This is a genomic window from Campylobacter helveticus, from assembly GCF_002080395.1.
Lineage (GTDB): Bacteria > Campylobacterota > Campylobacteria > Campylobacterales > Campylobacteraceae > Campylobacter_D > Campylobacter_D helveticus.
In genome coordinates this window covers 914,428-932,636 of sequence record NZ_CP020478.1, presented here as the reverse complement: position 1 = coordinate 932,636, position 18,209 = coordinate 914,428, and the positions used below count along the sequence as shown (strand labels likewise).

Below are 18,209 nucleotides of genomic sequence, written 5' to 3'. Positions count from 1 at the left end.
AATGATAGAATTAATTTTTTTAGATGTAGATGGTTGCTTAACGGATGGTAAAATCATCTACACACAAAATGGTGGAGAGATAAAAGAATTTGATGTGAAAGATGGAGCTGCCATTGAGGCGTGGCTTAAGCTTGGCAAAAAAATAGCCATAATTACCGGGCGTAATAGTCCTTGCGTGGAGCAAAGAGCAAAAGATTTAAAAATCGAGTTTTTATTTCAGGGCATTAAAGATAAACTAAGCTGTGCCAAAGAGCTTTTGAAAGATTTAAATTTGGAATTTTCACAATGTGCTGCGATAGGGGATTATCATAACGATAAAGCCTTGCTTGAAGCTGTCGGGCTTAGTTTTAAGCCAAAAGATGCACATAAAGATTTAAAAGTCGATGTAAAGCTTAAGAAAAAGGGCGGAAATGGTGCGGTGTCGCAAATGATAGAGCTTATCATAGAAAAAAATGCTATGCAAAAAGAGTGGGACGCACTTTGGCGATAAAAATTTTTGGAATTTTAATCGCTCTTTTTAGCATCATTTTTACTTTGGTTAGTTTGCAAAATCCTTACACTATAGACTTAAAAAATTATGCGCTTGATTTTAAAAATGTCGAAGCTCATCGCTTATATGCCTATGAGCTAAACGCGACAAATATAAAGTCTTATTACGAAGCGAAAACTTGGACTCGTTATAATGATAGAGATGTTTTTCAAAATTTTATTAATTTGGGCGGAGATTTTAATTTAAGTGCAAATTTGTTGGAGGTTTTAGGCGAGAAGCAAGAAAATGTGCTTTTTGAGGGTGATGTAGTTTATAGTAGCGATGATATAAAAATTATGAGTGAAAAAGTAAAATACAACACAAAAAGCAAAGAAGTCTCCAGCGATACAAATTTTAAAGCTTTTTTAAATGGCAATGTAGTGCAAGGGAATGCTTTAAATTATGATGTGAGGAACAAAATTTTAAGAGTGCAAGGGGTAAATGCGTGGCTTATAAATCGCTAGTTGGGCTTTTTTTAACTTTCAATATTATTTTCGCAGATAGCATTGAGGTAAAGGCGTTAAATTTTTATGCAGATGAAAATGCTGGGAAAAGTATATTAAGCGGTAATGTTGTCGTAAGTAGAGGCAAAGATGTGCTGAATACTGAAGAGCTTATCATTTTTATGGATAAAGACAGAAAGCCTTTGCGTTACGAGGCAAATAAAAATCCCAAATTTAGCATTAACCTGAGTGGCAAGACATATAAGGGGAGCGGAGATAAATTTATCTATAATGTATTAAAAGATACTTACGAGATAAATGGAAACGCTTTTATCCACGAGATAAACACAGATAAAAAACTTTACGGCGATAAAATCATCGTTGATAGAAAAGCAAATGTTTATCAAGTGCAAAGTAGGCAAAATAAACCTGCGCGTTTTGTTTTTGAGCTTGAAGATGATAAATAGTGCGACTTTTCTCACTTCTTTGGCGAAATTTGATTCAAATTTCGAAGCAAACTGCAGCGAAGTGGCATTTTTGGGGCGGTCAAATGTGGGCAAAAGCTCTCTCATTAATGCCCTTTGCAGACAAAAAAAACTTGCCAAAAGTTCAAGCACACCGGGAAAAACCCAGCTTATTAATTTTTTTAAAGTAGAATGCAAGAGAGGTGAGGATAAATTTAAAATTCATTTTATTGATTTGCCGGGTTTTGGTTATGCTAAGGTTTCAAAAAATCTTAAAGAAATTTGGAATAAAAATTTAGACGAATTTCTAAAGCTCCGCACTTCTATCAAGCTTTTTTTACATCTTATAGACGCAAGACATACAAATTTGGAGATTGATTTGGGCGTAGAGGCGTATTTGAAAAGTTTTTTAAGAGCCGACCAGCAAATTTTAAAAGTTTTTACTAAAGCAGATAAATTAAATCAAAGCCAAAAAACTAAGCTTAAAAATAGTTTTGAAAATTCTTTACTTGTTTCAAATTTAAATAAAAACGGCTTGGATATTTTAGAAAATATCATCTTGGAAAAAACGCTAGGATTATGATGAAAAGGGTGAGCGTTTATAATAAAAGCTTAAATTTCTCATATGTCTTTTTGGGAATTTTTTTTATCTTTTATGAAATTTTAACTTCAGCTTTTTTGTATCTTCCTTTGCTTTATGGTTTCTTTTTTTGCTATATGTTTATGCTTTTAGAAGAGAGGGAAAAGACACTTTTAAAACTTGATTTTCGTTGGTATTTTTCTTTATTTTTTCTACTTTTTGCAGATATGACTCACGATTTCTTTCCTTTTTCTTCGTGGATAGCTTTTTTTATTTTTTATTACGCTTTTGCGGGGTGGATTAAGACAAATTTGAAAATGTCGAGCATAACGCCTATTATCTTTGTGTATTGTGCTTATCTTTTTGTCGCTGTTTTAGAGCTTGTCTTTTCGTATGCAAATAATGAAAAAGCAAATTTGCTTAATTTTTCTTATTTTGTTTCTATATGCTTTGAGGCATTGTTCGCCTTTATCTTTTTTAAAGGTAAGATATAATGAGAATGCGTCTTGTTGTAGCTTTTATTTTTCTTTTTTTTGTGCTTTTATTAAGTAGAGTGTATTATCTTAGTATAAAGTCTAATGTCTATTATGAAGAACTTGCAAGGCAAAATTCCATTAAAACGGACTATCTAGCTCCAACAAGAGGCGAGATACTAGATAGAAATGGCTCTATTTTGGCGATGAATGACTTGGGATTTAGCATAGCATTGAAGCCATATTTGAGCATCAAAAAGGAGCATAGAGGTAAGTTAGAAATGGAAGTAGCCAAGCTACAAGAGCATTTCCCAGATCTCAATGCAACAATGCTAATAAGAAATTACAAACGAAGCGATTCTTATTATAATCAAGATTTTATCGAGCTGGTTGATTTTCTTACTTACGATGAGATAAGTCCGCATTTTTCTCAACTTTCTCAAAATGAAAATATCCGCATTATCCCAACGACAAAGCGTAAGTATCCGTATGGTAAATTAGCCTCCCACATCATAGGCTATACGCAAAAAGCAAATTTGCAAGATATGAGTGAAAATGAGATAGCAAAACTCACAAACTACACGGGAAAAAGTGGGATAGAGCGTTATTATAATGAAATTTTGCAAGGGCAAAGAGGCGAGAGGGTTTATAAAGTTAATGCCTTTAATCAAGTGCTAGAAGAGCTTTCTTATAAAGATTCAAGCTCACAAGATATCATTTTGAGCTTGGATGTTAATTTGCAAAGTTATTTAAGTGAAATTTTTGCTGATAATAGCGGAGCAGCTGTGGTGATGGACGCTTATAGTGGAGAAATTTTAGCTGCTTCAAGCTTTCCGGAATACGACTTAAATCCTTTTGTTCGTGGAATTTCCACAAAAGACTGGAAAGCCTTGATAGAAAATTTAGACCACCCTTTTACTAATCGCTTGGTTAATGCAAATTACCCACCCGGCTCCGTTGTGAAAATGGGCGTTGGACTTGCTTTTTTAAATTCAAATTCCATCAATACCGCCACTGAGTTTTATTGCTCTGGTTCTGTTGAGTTAGCAGGGCGAAATTTTCGCTGTTGGAATCGAAGCGGACACGGCTCTATGGACCTAAAACACGCCATCAAGCATAGTTGTGATGTGTATTTTTATGAAGGGAGCTTAAAAGTGGGGATAGATCTTATAGCCTCCACGCTTTCACGCATAGGCTTTGGGGCAAAAACAGGCGTAGATTTGCCTAATGAATTTGTCGGGGTCGTGCCAAGTAAAGAGTGGAAAATGCAACGCTATAAAAAGCCGTGGTATCAAGGCGAAACGCTCAATACTAGCATAGGGCAGGGCAATTTTTTAGTAACTCCTATGCAAATTGCCAAATACACCGCACAAATTGCCACAGGAGAGAAAGTTAGTCCTCACTTTTTAAAAGATAAAAATGTTAGCACAAATAAAGAAATTTTTACACTTTTTGAAAAAGCTCAACTTCCATACATTAGAAATGCAATGTATGCCGTGGCAAATGAGCAGGGTGGAACGGCTTATCGCTATCTTAATCATTTGCCTGTGAAGATAGCGGCAAAAACAGGCACGGCTCAGGTGATTGGCTTTTCTCAAGCGGATAAAAATAGGGTCAATGAAGCCGAGCTTAAATACTATACGCGTTCTCACACTTGGATTACAAGTTATGCGCCTTATGATAAGCCGCGTTATGTGGTAACCATCTTGCTTGAGCATGGTGGAAAAAGCACGACCACAGGAGCTTTAACCGCACAAATTTATCAAAAAATGCATCAAATGGGTTATTTTAAAAATTAATAATTTTATGTTTTAAAATCATTAAAAAGAGTAAAAAAGTGCTATAAATTCACACTTTAAAATTATTCATTTTTTTTAATATTTTTGTATCTTATTAAGATTTTAAATGGTAAAATATATTGATTTTACCTTGAAAGGAAAAAAATGAATAGAAGGGATTTTATCAAGAATACGGCAATTGCAAGTGCTGCAAGTGTCGCTGGTATGAGTGTGCCAAGCTCTTTAATGGCTGCACCTAAGGAAGAATGGCAATGGGATAAATCCGTATGCCGATTTTGTGGAACGGGCTGTGGGATTATGGTGGCTAGAAAAGATGGCAAAATAGTCGCCATTAAAGGAGACCCTGCTGCACCTGTAAACCGTGGGCTTAACTGCATTAAGGGTTATTTTAATGCTAAGATTATGTATGGTGAAGACCGCCTTGTAATGCCTTTACTTAGAGTGAATAGTAAGGGAGAATTTGATAAAAAAGGTAAATTTCAGCAAGTTTCGTGGCAAAGAGCTTTTGATGAAATGGAAAAGCAATTTAAAAAAGCTTACAATGAGCTTGGTGTAACAGGCGTTGGAATTTTTGGTAGCGGGCAATATACCATCCAAGAAGGCTATGCAAGTGTCAAACTTGCAAAAGCTGGTTTTAGGACAAATAATATTGATCCAAATGCAAGGCATTGTATGGCTTCTGCTGTTGTGGGCTTTATGCAAACTTTTGGCGTTGATGAGCCATCGGGCTGTTATGATGATATAGAGCTAACCGACACTATCATCACTTGGGGAGCAAATATGGCAGAAATGCACCCTATACTTTGGTCAAGAGTAAGTGATAGAAAGCTAAGCAATTTAGATAAGGTTAAGGTTGTTAATCTTAGCACTTTTTCAAACCGCACAAGTCATATCGCAGATACTGAGATTATTTTTAAACCAAATACAGATTTGGCGATTTGGAACTACATAGCAAGGGAAATTGTTTATAATCACCCTGAAGCTATGGATAAAGAATTTATCAAAAAACACTGCGTATTTGCTACAGGTTATGCAGATATAGGCTATGGTATGAGAAATAATCCAAACCATCCTAAATTTAAAAAGAGCGAAAAAGATATTGTCGCTAAAGAAAACAGCATAGTTTTAGATGAAGAAGAAGCGACAGCTTTATCTTATCTTGGCGTAAAGGCTGGAGATACTTTTAAAATGACACATCAAGGTGTGCCTGATAAAAACTGGGAAATTTCTTTTGAGGAATTTAAAAAAGGATTAGAGCCTTATACTTTAGACTATGTAGCTAAGGTAGCTAAGGGCGATGAGAGCGAGAGTTTGGAGGACTTTAAGAAAAAACTTCAAGAGCTTGCAAATTTATACATAGAAAAAAATCGCAAAGTGGTCAGCTTTTGGACTATGGGCTTTAATCAGCACACAAGAGGCACTTGGGTCAATGAGCAAGCTTATATGATACACTTTTTACTTGGCAAACAAGCAAAGCCGGGTAGTGGTGCCTTTTCCTTGACAGGTCAGCCATCAGCCTGTGGAACCGCCAGAGAGGTTGGGACTTTTTCACACCGCTTGCCAGCAGATATGGTCGTAGCAAATCCAAAACACAGAGCTGTTTCAGAAAAAATTTGGAAAGTTCCTAATGGCACAATTAATCCAAAGCCGGGTTCCCCTTACCTTAAAATTATGCGTGATTTAGAGGACGGAAAGATTAAATTTGCTTGGGTGCAAGTGAATAATCCTTGGCAAAATACCGCTAATGCTAACCACTGGATTGAAGCAGCTCGCAATATGGACAACTTCATCGTTGTGAGCGATTGCTATCCGGGAATTTCAGCCAAAGTGGCAGATTTAATTTTGCCGAGTGCGATGATTTATGAAAAGTGGGGTTCTTATGGTAACGCCGAAAGAAGAACGCAGCACTGGAGACAGCAAGTGCTTCCTGTGGGTGCGGCGATGAGCGATACTTGGCAGGTTATGGAATTTGCAAAACGCTTTAAGCTTAAAGAAGTTTGGGATGAGAAAAAAGTCGATGACAAGCTTACTTTACCTAGTGTTTTGGCAGAGGCTAAGGCTATGGGTTATAGCGAGGAAGATACGCTTTATGATGTGCTTTTTGCTAATGCTGAGGCAAAGAAATTTAAGGCTGATGACAAAATTGCCAAAGGTTATGATAATAGTGAAGCAAACGGCGATGAGAGAAAGATTATTGGTAGCGATGGTAAAGAATTTACCGGTTATGGCTTCTTCGTGCAAAAATATCTTTGGGAAGAATACCGAAAATTTGGCTTAGGGCACGGACACGATTTGGCAGATTTTAATACTTATCACCAAGTAAGAGGCTTAAGATGGCCTGTGGTAAATGGTAAAGAAACGCAGTGGAGATTTAATACTAAATTTGATTATTACGCAAGAAAAGCTGCGCCAAATAGCGACTTTGCGTTTTATGGAGTTTTTGATAAAAATTTACAAAAAGGCGATTTGTTAGGTCCTAGAACAGAAGAGAAATTTAGCATTAAAAACAAGGCTAAAATTTTCTTTAGACCATTTATGAAAGCACCTGAGCGTCCAAGTGAGGAGTATCCTTTCTGGCTTTCAACGGGTAGAGTTTTGGAGCATTGGCATAGTGGGACGATGACTATGCGCGTGCCTGAGCTTTACCGTGCTGTGCCTGAGGCACTTTGCTATATGAATGAGGAGGATTGCAAAAAGCTTAAATTAGAGCAAGGTGATTTAGTATGGGTGGAATCACGCCGCGGCAAGGTTAAGGCAAAAGTGGATATGAGAGGGAGAAACAAGCCTCCTAAAGGACTTGTTTATGTGCCTTGGTTTGATGAAAATGTGTATATTAATAAAGTTACGCTTGATGCGACTTGTCCGCTTTCAAAGCAAACCGACTTTAAAAAGTGCGCTGTGAAAATCACTAAGGTTTGATATGAGTGGTAGAAGGGAGTTTTTCGTCAAAAGCTTTAAAGGCTTGTGTTTGTGTGCTGGGGGAGGATTTTTAGCGACTTTGGCACTTAAGGCAGATGAGGGCGTATTTTTGCGTCCTCCGGGTGCTGAAGATGAGGAGAGATTTTTAAGCAAATGTATCCGTTGTGGGCTGTGCGTGAAAGCTTGTCCTTACGATACGCTAAAACTTGCCTCTTTGCTTGACGCACCGCAAAATGGCACACCCTTTTTTAAAGCGCGAGAAATTCCTTGCTATCTTTGTGAGGATATTCCTTGCATTAGGGATTGTCCAACTGATGCTTTAGATAAAAATTATCTTAAAAAAGAAAATGGCGTTAAAGAGCTTAAAATGGGTATTGCTATAGTCGATAGTGCTTCTTGTGTCGCACACTGGGGCATACAATGCGATGCGTGTTATAGAGCCTGTCCTTTGATAGACAAAGCGTTAAAGATAGAGACAAAAAGAAACGACCGCACCGCCAAACACGCATTTTTACTCCCTGTGGTTGATAATGAGTATTGTGTGGGTTGTGGGCTGTGTGAAAAGGCTTGTATTACGGAGGAGGCCGCAATTCGCGTTTTGCCTAGAAGTTTTGTTTTGGGTAAGGCTGGGGCGCATTATGTCAAAGGCTGGGACAAAGAAGATGAAAATAGACTTAAAGGCGTAGGCACACAAAAAAGGCTTGATAATGACAAAGCAAAAAATTATCTTAATGAGGGGGATTTGCTATGAAGTATCTTATCCTAAGACGCATCGTGCAAATTTCTATTTTGGTGCTTTTTAGCTTTAGTGTGTTTGACTTTATCTTAAAGGGCGATTTAAGCTCATCTAAACTTTTTTCCGTGATACCGCTTAGCGACCCTTTTGCTGTGCTTCAAATTTATCTTGCTAGTTTTAGCGTGGATATGATGGCTTTGCTTGGGGCTTGTGTGGTGCTTATTTTATATGGTGTGTTTTTAGGTAGAGCGTTTTGTGCTTGGGTCTGTCCTGTGAATTTAATCACAGATTTTGCCGCTTTTATAAGGGTAAAATTTGGATTTAAGGCAAACAAAAGCTTAATTTTAAGTAAAAATTTACGCTATTATCTTTTGGGTTTGGTTTTAATCCTCTCTTTTGCACTTTCTTTGCCTGTGTTTGAGGGAATTTCTTATATAGGTATCGTGCATAGGGGGATTATATTTGGTGGAGCTTCTTGGCTTTTTGTTGCTTTTGTGATTTTTTGCGTTGATACATTTTTAAGCTTTAGGGCGACTTGTTCGCATTTGTGTCCGCTAGGAGCTTTTTATGCTTTAATCTCGCGTTTTGCCTTATTAAAAATCAAGCATAAGGCAAATCATTGCACAAAATGCTATCACTGCGTGAGCGTTTGTCCTGAAAAACAAGTGCTTTGGATGGTGGGAAAAGAAAGTGTGAGCGTGAATTCTGGCGAGTGTATAAGATGCGGTAGGTGTATCGATGTGTGTAATGACGATGCTTTGAGTTTTAATATATTTGATTTAAGGAAAAATAATGAAAAATAAAATTTTCTTAGTTTCTGCGGCAGCAGCTTTATTTTTAGCAGCTTGTGCTATGAACAATGGGGTAAGTTCCGAACAAATTGGACTTAGAAAAGCAAATTTAAATAATGAAAATGGCGTGGTTTTAAGCGACATTAATTATAGTGGTTTAGGTGCTGGAGAATCAGCTCTTTTGGAAAGAGCTTTTGAAAATGCTCCGCCTTTAATCTCGCACAATCTTGATGGTATGCTTCCTATCACTAGAGATAGTAATTCTTGTCTAACTTGCCACGATAAGGCTATTGCTAGGGATGTTGGAGCGATTGCAGCACCTGAAACGCATTATTATGACTTTAGGAAAAATAAATCCACAGGCGATACGATTAGTGAGGTAAGATTTAACTGCACTCAGTGCCATGTCGCTCAAAGCGATGCGAAACCTTTGGTAGGAAATACCTTTAAAGCGGAATTTAAAAATGAAACGCTTAAAACAAAATCCAATCTTATCGATGTAATGAACGAGGGCGTGAAATAATGAAAAAAATTCTCCTTTTTCTTGTGCTTAGTTTAGAACTTATGGGTTTTAAAATCGAGCTAAATTCAAATGTTACAGCTTTAAAGCTCGAAGAAAAACTTTTATATGTAGGCACAGATGAGGGGAAAATTTTTTTATTTGAAACAAAGGATTTAAGAGGGCAAAATGAGGATGTTTTCTTAAAAGAGCCTTTGGTTAAGCTTGAAAAAGTGCAAAATTATTATGAATTTTTGGGGGCGAAAATTTATCATATTGATGTTTTAAAAAACAAAATGCTTATTTTAAGCGAGGGAGATTATGGTGGCAAGAATTTAAGCATTTATGAAGATAAGACTTTGATTAAAACCAAAAAGCTTGAATTTGAGGGTGTAAGTCGTGCTTTTTTTATCGATGAAAATACTTTGCTTGTTGGATTGATAGGTTCTGAAATCAAGCTTTTAAATTTGGATTTTAAAGAGCTTAAAAGCTTTAAATTTTCACATTCTAGTTTAAATGATTTGGCTTTAAGTGAAGATAAAAAGAGACTTGTGGCTGGATTTGAAAGTGGGGAGGTGGAGCTTTTTGATTTGGAAAAATGGCAAATTCTTAAAAATTACAATACCTTACATAAGGACAATATTTATCAGGTAAGTTGCAAAAATGGTGTGATTTTAAGCTGTGGCACGGATAGACGCGTAGGGGTGATAAACCAAGAGAAACAAGATTTTTTACAAAAAGATTTCTTAATTTACGCTTGTGCTTTAAGTCCAAGTGGAAAAATTGGTGCTTTTAGTGATAATGATAGGGGCATTACAGAGCTTTTTGAAATTGCGACTTTAAAAAGTATAAAAAAATTTGAAAATTTAGATATGATGAGTGAATTTATTATTTTTTTAGATGATGAGAATTTATTAATTTCTGGTTTTGGTAAAGTGATTTTGATGAGGAGTTTATGATGAATCTTTCCAGCGTTTTGATTGTTGCGAAAGAAGATAAAATTGATTCTTTGGCTGAAGCTATCGCACAAATCGAGCTTTGCTCTGTGGAGCTTAGGGAAAAAGATAAGCTTATTGTTGTTATAGAAAGCGATGATTTAGATTCTGAACTTAAGGCTTATAAAAAACTTGAAGCTTTGCCAAATTTAATTAGTATCAATATGGTTTTTTCCTATCAAGATTTGGATGAAGATATACAAAAGGCTATAAATAGTGGTGCGATAGAAAGCATAGAGAAAAATGAGAAAGCTGAAAATATCACTTATAATGGCAGTGTTTTTCAAAAATTATCCTAAATTTTCGCTACAATACTTTTCTAAATTTTTAAAAAGTTGTTTTTATGGTTTTTTTGCTACCCTTGCTTTTCGTTATCGTTTTACTTTTTGGCATAGATTATTATTATTTTAAGGATATTAAACAAGAGAAAATACAAAAATTTGAAAGAAATGTTACCTTAGAAGAAGAAAAACGCAAACACTTAGAAAGTCTTTTTAAAAACAAATGAAAAATCTTTTTAGTCTCACTTTACCTGTTTTAATGGGCTATATCCCTCTTGGGATGGCTTTTGGAATTTTAGCCACAAGTGAGGGGTTTAGTTTTTATCAAGTGCTTTTAAGCTCTTTGGTGGTTTATGCTGGAGCAGGGCAGTTTGTTTTGGTCGCTTTAATTAGTGGGGGTGCTGGATTTTTAGAGGTGGCACTTACTTCGTTTTTGGTGAATTTTAGACATTTTTTTTATACTTTATCTTTATTAAAAGAATTTAAAAAGATGAATTTTTTAAGGCATTATGCCATTTTTGCACTTACAGATGAAAGTTTTGCTCTTATTAGCTCACGCAAAAATCAAGCAAAAAATTTAAGTCAAAAAGAGCATACTAGGCTTATTTTTGGAATTTGTTTTTTAAATCATAGCTATTGGATTTTAGGCTCTTTGCTTGGATTTTTATTTCAAAAAAATATTAAGATTGATTATAGTGGGATTGAATTTTCGCTTAATGCTCTTTTCATCGTTTTAGCTTATGAACTTTACAAGCAAAATCCTAAATTAAAAATTCTTCTTTTTGCGACTTTACTTTCGCTTCTCGCACTTTTTTGCATCGATAAGGCTTATATGTTTGCTTTTTGTTTGAGTGTGGGGCTTGCTTTGCTTTTTTTAGGAAAAAGATATGTTTGAAAATTATATTTTAATGATGATTTTGGCAGCATTTATAGGCACTTATCTTTCTAGAGTTTTGCCCTATCATCTTTTCAAACACAAAGAAGAAAGCAAAAATTTGCTTTTTATACAAAAAAATATGCCTTTGCTCATCATAGTCGTTTTGTTTTTTTACACTTTTTATGGGGTGGATTTTAGTAAAGCGCCTTATGGGCTTGATATAATTTTGGCTTGCGTTTTTGTTTTTTTCTTTCATCTTAAATTTAAAAATGCTCTTTTAAGTATCGTTTTGGGGACGATTTTTTATATGATTTGTTTGAGATTTTTGGGGTGAGATTGTGGAGTATTTTTTATTTATCATCACTCTTTTGCTCGGTTTTATCTATTTGAATTTATTTTTTTTGCTAGGATTAGTTAATTTCTTTGTCTTAGTTTTTATGCTTTGAGTGGGAGCGTTTTTAAGCATTTTATGAATGCACATTTAGACAAAATCGGCAAATTTAGTGCTTTATATGTGGTTGGGATTGCAATGGGTCTTTTGCTTGAATAAAACTAAGCTTTGTGCTAAAATATTTCAAATTTTTTTAAGGGAAATAATGAAAAATACCATTACGGAAGCATCCATCTATGAAGCGCAAGGGCTTAAAAATGAGGCTTTAGAAATTTATAAAAATATTCTCAAAAACGACCCAAGTAATGAAAACGCCATAGCTGCGATACGAAGATTGAGTGGTTTGCGTTCTAAAAATAAAGATTTAAACATACAAATGCTTGATTTTTTTCTTACGATGAAAAGCGAAGAGGAAATTAATGAATTTAAAAGGTGGTTGATAAAGATATGAATTTGGAAGATTTGGCAAAAAAGACGATTGATGAAGTGCATCATCAAATTAAAGAACAAGAAAGGCAACTTCAAAGCTTAAAAGAGCAAGAAGAAGAGTATCAAAAAGAAGAGCCCGTAAAGGACACAGAAGAAGTTATTGAAGTTGTCGAAGAAGAGACTTTAAGCAAAGATAAACAAGAGGAAATTTTAGAGCAAATTCAAATGGCGAAATTTCAAGAAGAGCAAGGAAATTTAGAGCCAGATGAAAAAGAGGAAAGTCAAAAAACACCTCCGCAAGAAAGTGAAGAAATCCTAGAGGAAAGCGAAATTCTAAATCCTAACATTATCGCTAAAGTGCAGGGTTTAAATGAGGATATATTTTTAAAAAATCTCAAAGAGCGTATTTTGGTACTTTTTGAGGGACTTAATGATACCAAAAGGGAAGATTTGGATTCTAGGCTTGAGCTGACTATTAATTTTCTAGAGTTTTTACTTGCAAATATCGAAGATAGGCTCAATAAATAAGCTTAAATTTATAGCTGATTTTTTACGCCCTCACACCAAAAGGGCTTATTTGGTTGGTGGGAGTGTGCGGGATTTTTTGTTGGGGCTTGAGCTTAAAGACTTTGATATAGAAGTTTATGATATTAGTCCTAAAAAATTTGATGATTTAATGCAAAAACTCGGTGCAAACGGCTATGGAAAAAGCTTTTTTGTTTATAAATTTCAAAACTACGACCTCGCTTTAGCTAGAACGGAAAATAAAAATGCCCCCGGACACACAGGCTTTGAAGTAAAACCTTGCGATGATGAGGCTTTAGCGGCTAAAAGGCGCGATTTTACACTTAATGCTTTAATGATAAATATTTTCACTTATGAGCTTTTAGATTTTTACAAGGGGCTTGATGACTTAAAAAGTGGAATTTTAAGACACATTAATGATGAGAGTTTTATGGAGGATAGTCTTAGAGTTTTAAGAGCGATTCAATTTATCTCGCGTTTTAAATTTAGCCTAGCACCGCAAAGTTTCACACTTATGAAAAATATGGATATTAGCGATTTGAGCGAAGATAGAATCAATGCAGAGCTTTATAAATTTTTTAAAGGGGAGCATTTAGATTTAGCCTATAAGACTTTGTGTGAGTTAAATTTAGAAAAAAAACTTTTTGGCGTGGAATTTAAAGATGAAAATTTTTTGTATTTACTCCAAAATGCTAGAAAATTTGTTAAAGATGAAGCTTTATTTTTATATCTTTATCTTAATTATTTTGGTATCAAAGAAGCTTTTTGTAGGAAAAGCAAACTAAAAAAAGCTCTTTTACACAAAGCCACCCAGCCATTTTTTAAAGAAGATGTAAGCGATTTGAAGCTTTTAAAAGTCGCTTCTTTAATGCCGCTTAAATCTTGGCTAGGGCTTTGGGATAAAAAGCGTATTGAAAGGGCTAAAAATTTGGGGGTTTATGAAGATAAATTTGTCAGCCAAATTCGAGCGGATGATTTTATAAAACAAGGATATTGTGGTAAAATGCTGGGCTTAAAATTAGAAGAAGAAAGAGAAAGAGAGCTAAGGGCTTATTTAAAGGGGTTAAAATGCACTATATCTTAAAAATTTGCACTAAAGATTCTAAAGGGTTAATTTATAGAATTTCTGATGTGATTTTTAAATATCATATTAATATCATTAAAAACGATGAATTTGTCGGCGAGGAGATGTTTTTTTTCCGTGCGCTTTTGGAGGGAGAATTTGAGCCAAATGCTTTTGTAGGCACACTTGAGGCTATGCTTGGAGCGGATACTCTTATAGAGCTACACGAAAAGCGTAAAAAGGACATTGTTGTTTTTGTAACAAAAGAAAGCCATTGTCTTGGCGACTTGCTAATACGCCATTATAGCAATGAGCTTGAGGCAAATATTAAAGCGGTGATTTCTAATCATAATGAGTTAAAAGATTTGGTTGATAAATTTAATATCCCTTATCATCTCATCAGCGTAGAAAATACCAGCCGAGAAGAGCAAGAGGGCAGGGTACTTGAGTGCTTGAAAAATTATCAATTTGACTATTTGGTTTTGGCTAAATATATGCGAATTTTAAGCCCAAATTTCGTGGGGCATTTTGAGGGCAAGATTATCAATATCCATCATTCCTTCCTCCCTGCTTTTATCGGTGCAAATCCTTACAAACAAGCCTTTGAAAGAGGGGTTAAGATTATAGGGGCGACAGCACATTTTGTGAATAATAATTTAGACGAAGGTCCAATTATTACGCAAGATGTGATTAATATCAACCACGAATTAAGTTGGAAGCAAATGCAACAAGCGGGAAGAAATGTAGAAAAAAATGTCCTTTCTCACGCTCTAGATTTAGTTTTTGAGGATAGAATTTTCATACATAAAAATAAAACCATTATTTTTTAAGTTTTTAATAAGCCAAAGGAAAAATTATGCTCTACATCTACACGAAAACGCCAAATGCTTTGGTAAAGAGGCTAGAATTTGATTTTAGAAGCGAGGTTTTACCCTCAAATATCCTTTGGATAGACTTACTTTATCCAAAAATTGACGAGATAAATTTCATCTCTTCGCATTTTGATTTACAATTTCCAAGTGAAGAAGAAAGAGGCGAGATAGAGCTTAGTGCTAAGTATTGGGAGGACAATGCTAGCATTACCATTAATGCACATTTTTTAGTGAAAGGTTTAAAGCTTGATGATGAGAAAAACCTTAATCTTCACACCGAAATTATCACTTTTGCCACAGCTAAAAATATCCTTTTTACCGTGCGTTATAGCGATTTTAGCACTTTTAACGAAATTCAAACACGCATTTTGGCAAGTCCTAAGAATTTTGAAGACGGCTTTGATATTATCGATAAAATGTTTGAAGTGCGTGTGGAAAAAGATGCAGACCTTTTAGAGTGGGTCGATAAAGAGGCAAGACGCTTAAGAAGTAGCATTTTAGAAAAGAAAAATGAGGGCGGATATGATGAGATGCTAAAGGATATTTCAAGCTTACAGGAGCTTAATATGCGTGTTCGCGACTCCCTTTTTGATAAAAGAAGAGCGATGACCTCACTTTTAAAGAGCGATAAAATCGACAAAGACATTAAGCAAAATTTAACCATAGTGCTAAAAGACTTAAATTCGCTTGTGGAATTTAGCGTTTCTCAGCTTAATATCTTGGATAATATCCAAACCATACTCGCAGGACAAATTAACATCGAGCAAAATAAGATCATCAAGCTTTTTACGGTCGCCACAGTGGCGATGATGCCACCGACCTTAATCGGCACCGTGTATGGAATGAATTTTAAATTTATGCCCGAGCTTGAAATCCACTATGCTTACCCCATAGTGCTTGGCGTGATGATAATTTCTATCATCTTGCCCGTATTTGTTTTTAAGAAAAAAGGTTGGTTATAAGGAGAAAAAATGGACATTATTAATATAGGAATTTTAACCCTAAGTGATAGGGCAAGTAGTGGAATTTACGAGGATAAAGCGACTTGTGAAGTTGAAAGAGTGCTAAAATCTTACATTAAAAATAAAATCATTTTCCATAAAGAATTAATCGCTGATGATTATGATGAAATTATTAAAAAACTTATCTTTTTGAGCGATGAAAGAGGGTGTGATTTTATCGTTACGAGTGGTGGCACAGGACCGGCACTTCGTGATGTAACTCCAGAAGCCACAGAGGCGGTTTGCGATAAAATGATGCCCGGTTTTGGGGAATTAATGCGGCAAGAGAGCTTAAAATTTGTCCCCACAGCGATACTTTCAAGGCAGAGTGCGGGCATTCGTGGGAAAAGCTTTATCTTAAATCTTCCGGGTAATCCAAAAGCCATACAAGAATGCCTTGCGCCAGTTTTTCCAGCGATTCCTTATTGCATTGATTTAATTGGCGGTGCATATATAGAAAATAATGAAGAAGCGATTCAAATTTTCCGTCCTAAGAAAAAGTAAAAATTGTTAAAAAAGTATTTATCAAAAAAAAAAAAAAACGATATAATTACATTAAATTTTTATTAAATTTCTTTAGGAAAGGAAAGTTATGAATTTGACTATACGAGGCAAAATGCTTCTTTTAGGCTCTGCGGTATTTGCCATTATCTTGGCAATTTTACTTAATTTCTACATCAATCAGCACAATGGTTTAAAATATGTAGAAAAGGTTGCGGGACAAATCGTAGAGAAGGGAGTGAATGAAAAAATCAAAGTTCTTACTTTATCTATGGCTGAGAGCTTAGGCGGCTTACTTGAGGGCGTAACAGACGAAAAGCAGCAAATCGCTATTATCGCAAAGGCGATTGAGAATTTTAGATTTGAAGATGATAAGAGTGGTTATTTTTTCGTTTATAAAAAGACGGTGAATGTCGCTCACCCCGTGAGAAAAGATTTAATCGGTAGCGATTTAAAAGAGGCTAAAGACGCTAAAGGGGTGCAATATGTAGTCGAGCTTTATAACCAAGCTAAAAATGGAGGCGGTTTTGTCTTTTTCGACTTTACTAAAGGCGGCGAAAACTCCACAGTGGCACAAAAAAATGCCTACGCTGCTTTAATACCAAATACCGAGGATATTTGGATTTCAACAGGCGTTTATGTGGATACTTTAGCGAAAAATGTCGCTGAAGATACAAGAGGAGTGAAAGAAACTTTTAATTCTAGTTTTATCCGTGCGCTTATTATTAGTGCTGTTTTGCTAATTTTAATTTGTCCTTTTGTTATTTTATTCTACAAAAAGCTAAGTGCTTCTATTACGACTATTTCGCAGGATTTGTTCCACTTTTTTGATTTTATTAATCACAAAACAAATGAAATTAAAGTTGTAGAGGTTTCTGGTAATGATGAATTAGCCCAAATGGCAAAAGCCATTAATGAAAATATCCTAGCAACTAAACAAGGACTTGACCAAGATAAACAAGCCGTCAAAGAAAGCGTAGAAACAGTAGGCATAGTAGAAAATGGTAACCTCACTGCAAGAATCACAGCTAATCCTAGAAACCCACAACTTATAGAACTCAAAAATGTTTTAAATGATCTCCTTGATGTTTTACAAACTAGAGTGGGTAAAGATATGAATAAAATCCGTTCTATCTTTGAAGAATTTAAAAGCCTAGACTTTAGAAATAGAATTGAAGATGCAACAGGTAGTGTAGAAGTAACCACTAATGCCTTAGGCGAAGAAATCATCAAAATGCTAAAACAAAGCTCAGATTTTGCAAATTCTTTAGCCAATGAAAGCTCCAAACTTCAAAACGCTGTGCAAAACTTAACAACAAGTTCAAATTCTCAAGCAGCTTCACTAGAAGAAACAGCTGCTGCTTTAGAAGAGATTACTTCCTCTATGCAAAATGTCTCTCAAAAAACAAGTGATGTTATCACTCAAAGCGAAGAGATTAAAAATGTAACAAGCATTATAGGTGATATAGCTGACCAAATCAATCTTCTAGCCCTTAATGCTGCCATAGAAGCTGCAAGAGCAGGAGAACACGGAAGAGGCTTTGCCGTCGTGGCTGATGAAGTTAGAAAACTAGCTGAAAGAACCCAAAAGTCTTTAAGTGAGATAGAAGCAAATACTAACCTTCTCGTTCAATCTATCAATGATATGGCAGAAAGTATTAAAGAGCAAACTGCTGGTATCACTCAAATCAATGAAAGTGTAGCTCAAATCGACCAAACCACTAAAGATAATGTAGAAATAGCTAATGAAAGTGCTATCATCTCTAATAATGTTAGTGATATAGCAAATAATATCCTTGAAGATGTGAAGAAGAAGAAGTTTTAATACTTCTTCCCCCCCCCCCCCTTGTTCTTTTGTGGGGGCTATAAATTTTTACAAAAAAGCTCAATGACGCTTTGGGGTAGTAATTCATACTCCAAAGCGTGAATTTTTTCCTCAAATTCCTCATAAGTTAGATTTTTCTTTTATATCTTAACTCTCACTTTGCTTGGTGGGGGTTAAGTTAAATTTGTTAGAATCAATTTTAAATTTTTGAAGCTA

Annotated in this window: 22 protein-coding genes and 1 pseudogene; 22 read left to right on the top strand and 1 reads right to left on the bottom strand. The window is 35.2% G+C overall.

Features of this window, described 5'->3' with window-relative positions; all coding sequences use genetic code 11:
* Nucleotide 1 precedes the first annotated feature (1 nt).
* From CHELV3228_RS04895 to CHELV3228_RS04795, 22 genes are all read left to right on the top strand, one after another.
* Complete coding sequence (locus tag CHELV3228_RS04895; protein ID WP_082199799.1) at nt 2-490, top strand: HAD-IIIA family hydrolase; 489 nt, start codon at nt 2-4, stop codon at nt 488-490.
* A complete protein-coding gene (locus CHELV3228_RS04890; protein ID WP_082199798.1) occupies nt 481-993 on the top strand; it encodes a hypothetical protein in 513 nt (170 codons plus the stop codon). The genes CHELV3228_RS04895 and CHELV3228_RS04890 overlap by 10 nt, the downstream gene beginning before the upstream one ends.
* Nucleotides 975-1,439 (top strand): LptA/OstA family protein, encoded by a 465-nt coding sequence (locus tag CHELV3228_RS04885; protein ID WP_082199797.1) that lies wholly within the window; start codon nt 975-977, stop codon nt 1,437-1,439. The genes CHELV3228_RS04890 and CHELV3228_RS04885 overlap by 19 nt, the downstream gene beginning before the upstream one ends.
* Nucleotides 1,429-2,019, top strand: coding sequence for a ribosome biogenesis GTP-binding protein YihA/YsxC (yihA, locus tag CHELV3228_RS04880; RefSeq protein ID WP_082199796.1), 591 nt, complete (start codon nt 1,429-1,431; stop codon nt 2,017-2,019). The genes CHELV3228_RS04885 and yihA overlap by 11 nt, the downstream gene beginning before the upstream one ends.
* Entirely contained in the window at nt 2,016-2,510 is a 495-nt protein-coding gene (locus CHELV3228_RS04875) for a hypothetical protein (protein WP_082199795.1), read from the top strand. Before yihA ends, CHELV3228_RS04875 begins: the two co-directional genes overlap by 4 nt.
* Nucleotides 2,510-4,288: a penicillin-binding protein 2 gene (mrdA, locus tag CHELV3228_RS04870; protein ID WP_082199794.1), complete on the top strand. Its 1,779-nt coding sequence runs from the start codon at nt 2,510-2,512 to the stop codon at nt 4,286-4,288. Before CHELV3228_RS04875 ends, mrdA begins: the two co-directional genes overlap by 1 nt.
* Nucleotides 4,289-4,432: 144 nt before the next feature.
* Nucleotides 4,433-7,207: a periplasmic nitrate reductase subunit alpha gene (gene napA / locus CHELV3228_RS04865; protein ID WP_082199793.1), complete on the top strand. Its 2,775-nt coding sequence runs from the start codon at nt 4,433-4,435 to the stop codon at nt 7,205-7,207.
* 1 nt (nt 7,208) lies between these two features.
* Nucleotides 7,209-7,958: a ferredoxin-type protein NapG gene (gene napG, locus CHELV3228_RS04860; RefSeq protein ID WP_082199792.1), complete on the top strand. Its 750-nt coding sequence runs from the start codon at nt 7,209-7,211 to the stop codon at nt 7,956-7,958.
* Nucleotides 7,955-8,746 (top strand): quinol dehydrogenase ferredoxin subunit NapH, encoded by a 792-nt coding sequence (napH, locus tag CHELV3228_RS04855; RefSeq protein WP_082199791.1) that lies wholly within the window; start codon nt 7,955-7,957, stop codon nt 8,744-8,746. Before napG ends, napH begins: the two co-directional genes overlap by 4 nt.
* Nucleotides 8,736-9,257, top strand: a complete 522-nt coding sequence (locus tag CHELV3228_RS04850) for a nitrate reductase cytochrome c-type subunit (protein ID WP_082199790.1) — start codon at nt 8,736-8,738, stop codon at nt 9,255-9,257. Before napH ends, CHELV3228_RS04850 begins: the two co-directional genes overlap by 11 nt.
* Nucleotides 9,257-10,192: a WD40 repeat domain-containing protein gene (locus CHELV3228_RS04845; protein WP_082199789.1), complete on the top strand. Its 936-nt coding sequence runs from the start codon at nt 9,257-9,259 to the stop codon at nt 10,190-10,192. Before CHELV3228_RS04850 ends, CHELV3228_RS04845 begins: the two co-directional genes overlap by 1 nt.
* Nucleotides 10,189-10,527 (top strand): chaperone NapD, encoded by a 339-nt coding sequence (locus CHELV3228_RS04840; RefSeq protein WP_082199788.1) that lies wholly within the window; start codon nt 10,189-10,191, stop codon nt 10,525-10,527. The genes CHELV3228_RS04845 and CHELV3228_RS04840 overlap by 4 nt, the downstream gene beginning before the upstream one ends.
* A gap of 44 nt (nt 10,528-10,571) precedes the next feature.
* Entirely contained in the window at nt 10,572-10,736 is a 165-nt protein-coding gene (locus CHELV3228_RS10285) for a hypothetical protein (protein WP_167562797.1), read from the top strand.
* Nucleotides 10,733-11,404, top strand: a complete 672-nt coding sequence (locus CHELV3228_RS04835; RefSeq protein ID WP_082199787.1) for an AzlC family ABC transporter permease — start codon at nt 10,733-10,735, stop codon at nt 11,402-11,404. The genes CHELV3228_RS10285 and CHELV3228_RS04835 overlap by 4 nt, the downstream gene beginning before the upstream one ends.
* A complete protein-coding gene (locus CHELV3228_RS04830) occupies nt 11,397-11,720 on the top strand; it encodes a branched-chain amino acid transporter permease (RefSeq protein ID WP_082199786.1) in 324 nt (107 codons plus the stop codon). Before CHELV3228_RS04835 ends, CHELV3228_RS04830 begins: the two co-directional genes overlap by 8 nt.
* 259 nt (nt 11,721-11,979) lie before the next feature.
* Entirely contained in the window at nt 11,980-12,228 is a 249-nt protein-coding gene (locus tag CHELV3228_RS04825; protein WP_115588789.1) for a hypothetical protein, read from the top strand.
* Nucleotides 12,225-12,734 carry an effector protein CiaD gene (gene ciaD / locus CHELV3228_RS04820; protein WP_082199785.1) on the top strand — a complete coding sequence of 170 codons (510 nt, stop codon included), beginning with the start codon at nt 12,225-12,227 and terminating at the stop codon, nt 12,732-12,734. Before CHELV3228_RS04825 ends, ciaD begins: the two co-directional genes overlap by 4 nt.
* Nucleotides 12,703-13,815 carry a tRNA nucleotidyltransferase/poly(A) polymerase family protein gene (locus tag CHELV3228_RS04815; RefSeq protein WP_082199784.1) on the top strand — a complete coding sequence of 371 codons (1,113 nt, stop codon included), beginning with the start codon at nt 12,703-12,705 and terminating at the stop codon, nt 13,813-13,815. The genes ciaD and CHELV3228_RS04815 overlap by 32 nt, the downstream gene beginning before the upstream one ends.
* Nucleotides 13,800-14,624 (top strand): formyltetrahydrofolate deformylase, encoded by an 825-nt coding sequence (purU, locus tag CHELV3228_RS04810; protein ID WP_082199783.1) that lies wholly within the window; start codon nt 13,800-13,802, stop codon nt 14,622-14,624. The genes CHELV3228_RS04815 and purU overlap by 16 nt, the downstream gene beginning before the upstream one ends.
* Before the next feature lie 26 nt (nt 14,625-14,650).
* Nucleotides 14,651-15,628, top strand: a complete 978-nt coding sequence (gene corA, locus CHELV3228_RS04805) for a magnesium/cobalt transporter CorA (RefSeq protein ID WP_082199782.1) — start codon at nt 14,651-14,653, stop codon at nt 15,626-15,628.
* A gap of 9 nt (nt 15,629-15,637) precedes the next feature.
* Nucleotides 15,638-16,171: a molybdopterin adenylyltransferase gene (gene mog / locus CHELV3228_RS04800; protein ID WP_082199781.1), complete on the top strand. Its 534-nt coding sequence runs from the start codon at nt 15,638-15,640 to the stop codon at nt 16,169-16,171.
* An 88-nt stretch (nt 16,172-16,259) separates the two neighbouring features.
* A complete protein-coding gene (locus tag CHELV3228_RS04795) occupies nt 16,260-17,993 on the top strand; it encodes a methyl-accepting chemotaxis protein (protein ID WP_082199780.1) in 1,734 nt (577 codons plus the stop codon).
* 38 nt (nt 17,994-18,031) lie between these two features.
* Here the strand turns inward: CHELV3228_RS04795 and CHELV3228_RS10570 are convergent.
* Nucleotides 18,032-18,133 (bottom strand): annotated as a pseudogene (locus CHELV3228_RS10570) (phosphoribosylglycinamide formyltransferase); the annotation flags it as partial.
* Nucleotides 18,134-18,209 lie beyond the last annotated feature (76 nt).

Bases quoted from the DNA above. Each gene is read 5' to 3' on its own strand.
- CHELV3228_RS04895 (WP_082199799.1), top strand. From the start codon at position 2: ATGATAGAATTAATTTTTTTAGATGTAGATGGTTGCTTAACGGATGGT.
- yihA (WP_082199796.1), top strand. From the start codon at position 1,429: ATGATAAATAGTGCGACTTTTCTCACTTCTTTGGCGAAATTTGATTCA.
- CHELV3228_RS04875 (WP_082199795.1), top strand. From the start codon at position 2,016: ATGATGAAAAGGGTGAGCGTTTATAATAAAAGCTTAAATTTCTCATAT.
- mrdA (WP_082199794.1), top strand. From the start codon at position 2,510: ATGAGAATGCGTCTTGTTGTAGCTTTTATTTTTCTTTTTTTTGTGCTT.
- napA (WP_082199793.1), top strand. From the start codon at position 4,433: ATGAATAGAAGGGATTTTATCAAGAATACGGCAATTGCAAGTGCTGCA.
- napG (WP_082199792.1), top strand. From the start codon at position 7,209: ATGAGTGGTAGAAGGGAGTTTTTCGTCAAAAGCTTTAAAGGCTTGTGT.
- napH (WP_082199791.1), top strand. From the start codon at position 7,955: ATGAAGTATCTTATCCTAAGACGCATCGTGCAAATTTCTATTTTGGTG.
- CHELV3228_RS04850 (WP_082199790.1), top strand. From the start codon at position 8,736: ATGAAAAATAAAATTTTCTTAGTTTCTGCGGCAGCAGCTTTATTTTTA.
- CHELV3228_RS04845 (WP_082199789.1), top strand. From the start codon at position 9,257: ATGAAAAAAATTCTCCTTTTTCTTGTGCTTAGTTTAGAACTTATGGGT.
- CHELV3228_RS04840 (WP_082199788.1), top strand. From the start codon at position 10,189: ATGATGAATCTTTCCAGCGTTTTGATTGTTGCGAAAGAAGATAAAATT.
- CHELV3228_RS10285 (WP_167562797.1), top strand. From the start codon at position 10,572: ATGGTTTTTTTGCTACCCTTGCTTTTCGTTATCGTTTTACTTTTTGGC.
- CHELV3228_RS04835 (WP_082199787.1), top strand. From the start codon at position 10,733: ATGAAAAATCTTTTTAGTCTCACTTTACCTGTTTTAATGGGCTATATC.
- CHELV3228_RS04830 (WP_082199786.1), top strand. From the start codon at position 11,397: ATGTTTGAAAATTATATTTTAATGATGATTTTGGCAGCATTTATAGGC.
- ciaD (WP_082199785.1), top strand. From the start codon at position 12,225: ATGAATTTGGAAGATTTGGCAAAAAAGACGATTGATGAAGTGCATCAT.
- purU (WP_082199783.1), top strand. From the start codon at position 13,800: ATGCACTATATCTTAAAAATTTGCACTAAAGATTCTAAAGGGTTAATT.
- corA (WP_082199782.1), top strand. From the start codon at position 14,651: ATGCTCTACATCTACACGAAAACGCCAAATGCTTTGGTAAAGAGGCTA.
- mog (WP_082199781.1), top strand. From the start codon at position 15,638: ATGGACATTATTAATATAGGAATTTTAACCCTAAGTGATAGGGCAAGT.
- CHELV3228_RS04795 (WP_082199780.1), top strand. From the start codon at position 16,260: ATGAATTTGACTATACGAGGCAAAATGCTTCTTTTAGGCTCTGCGGTA.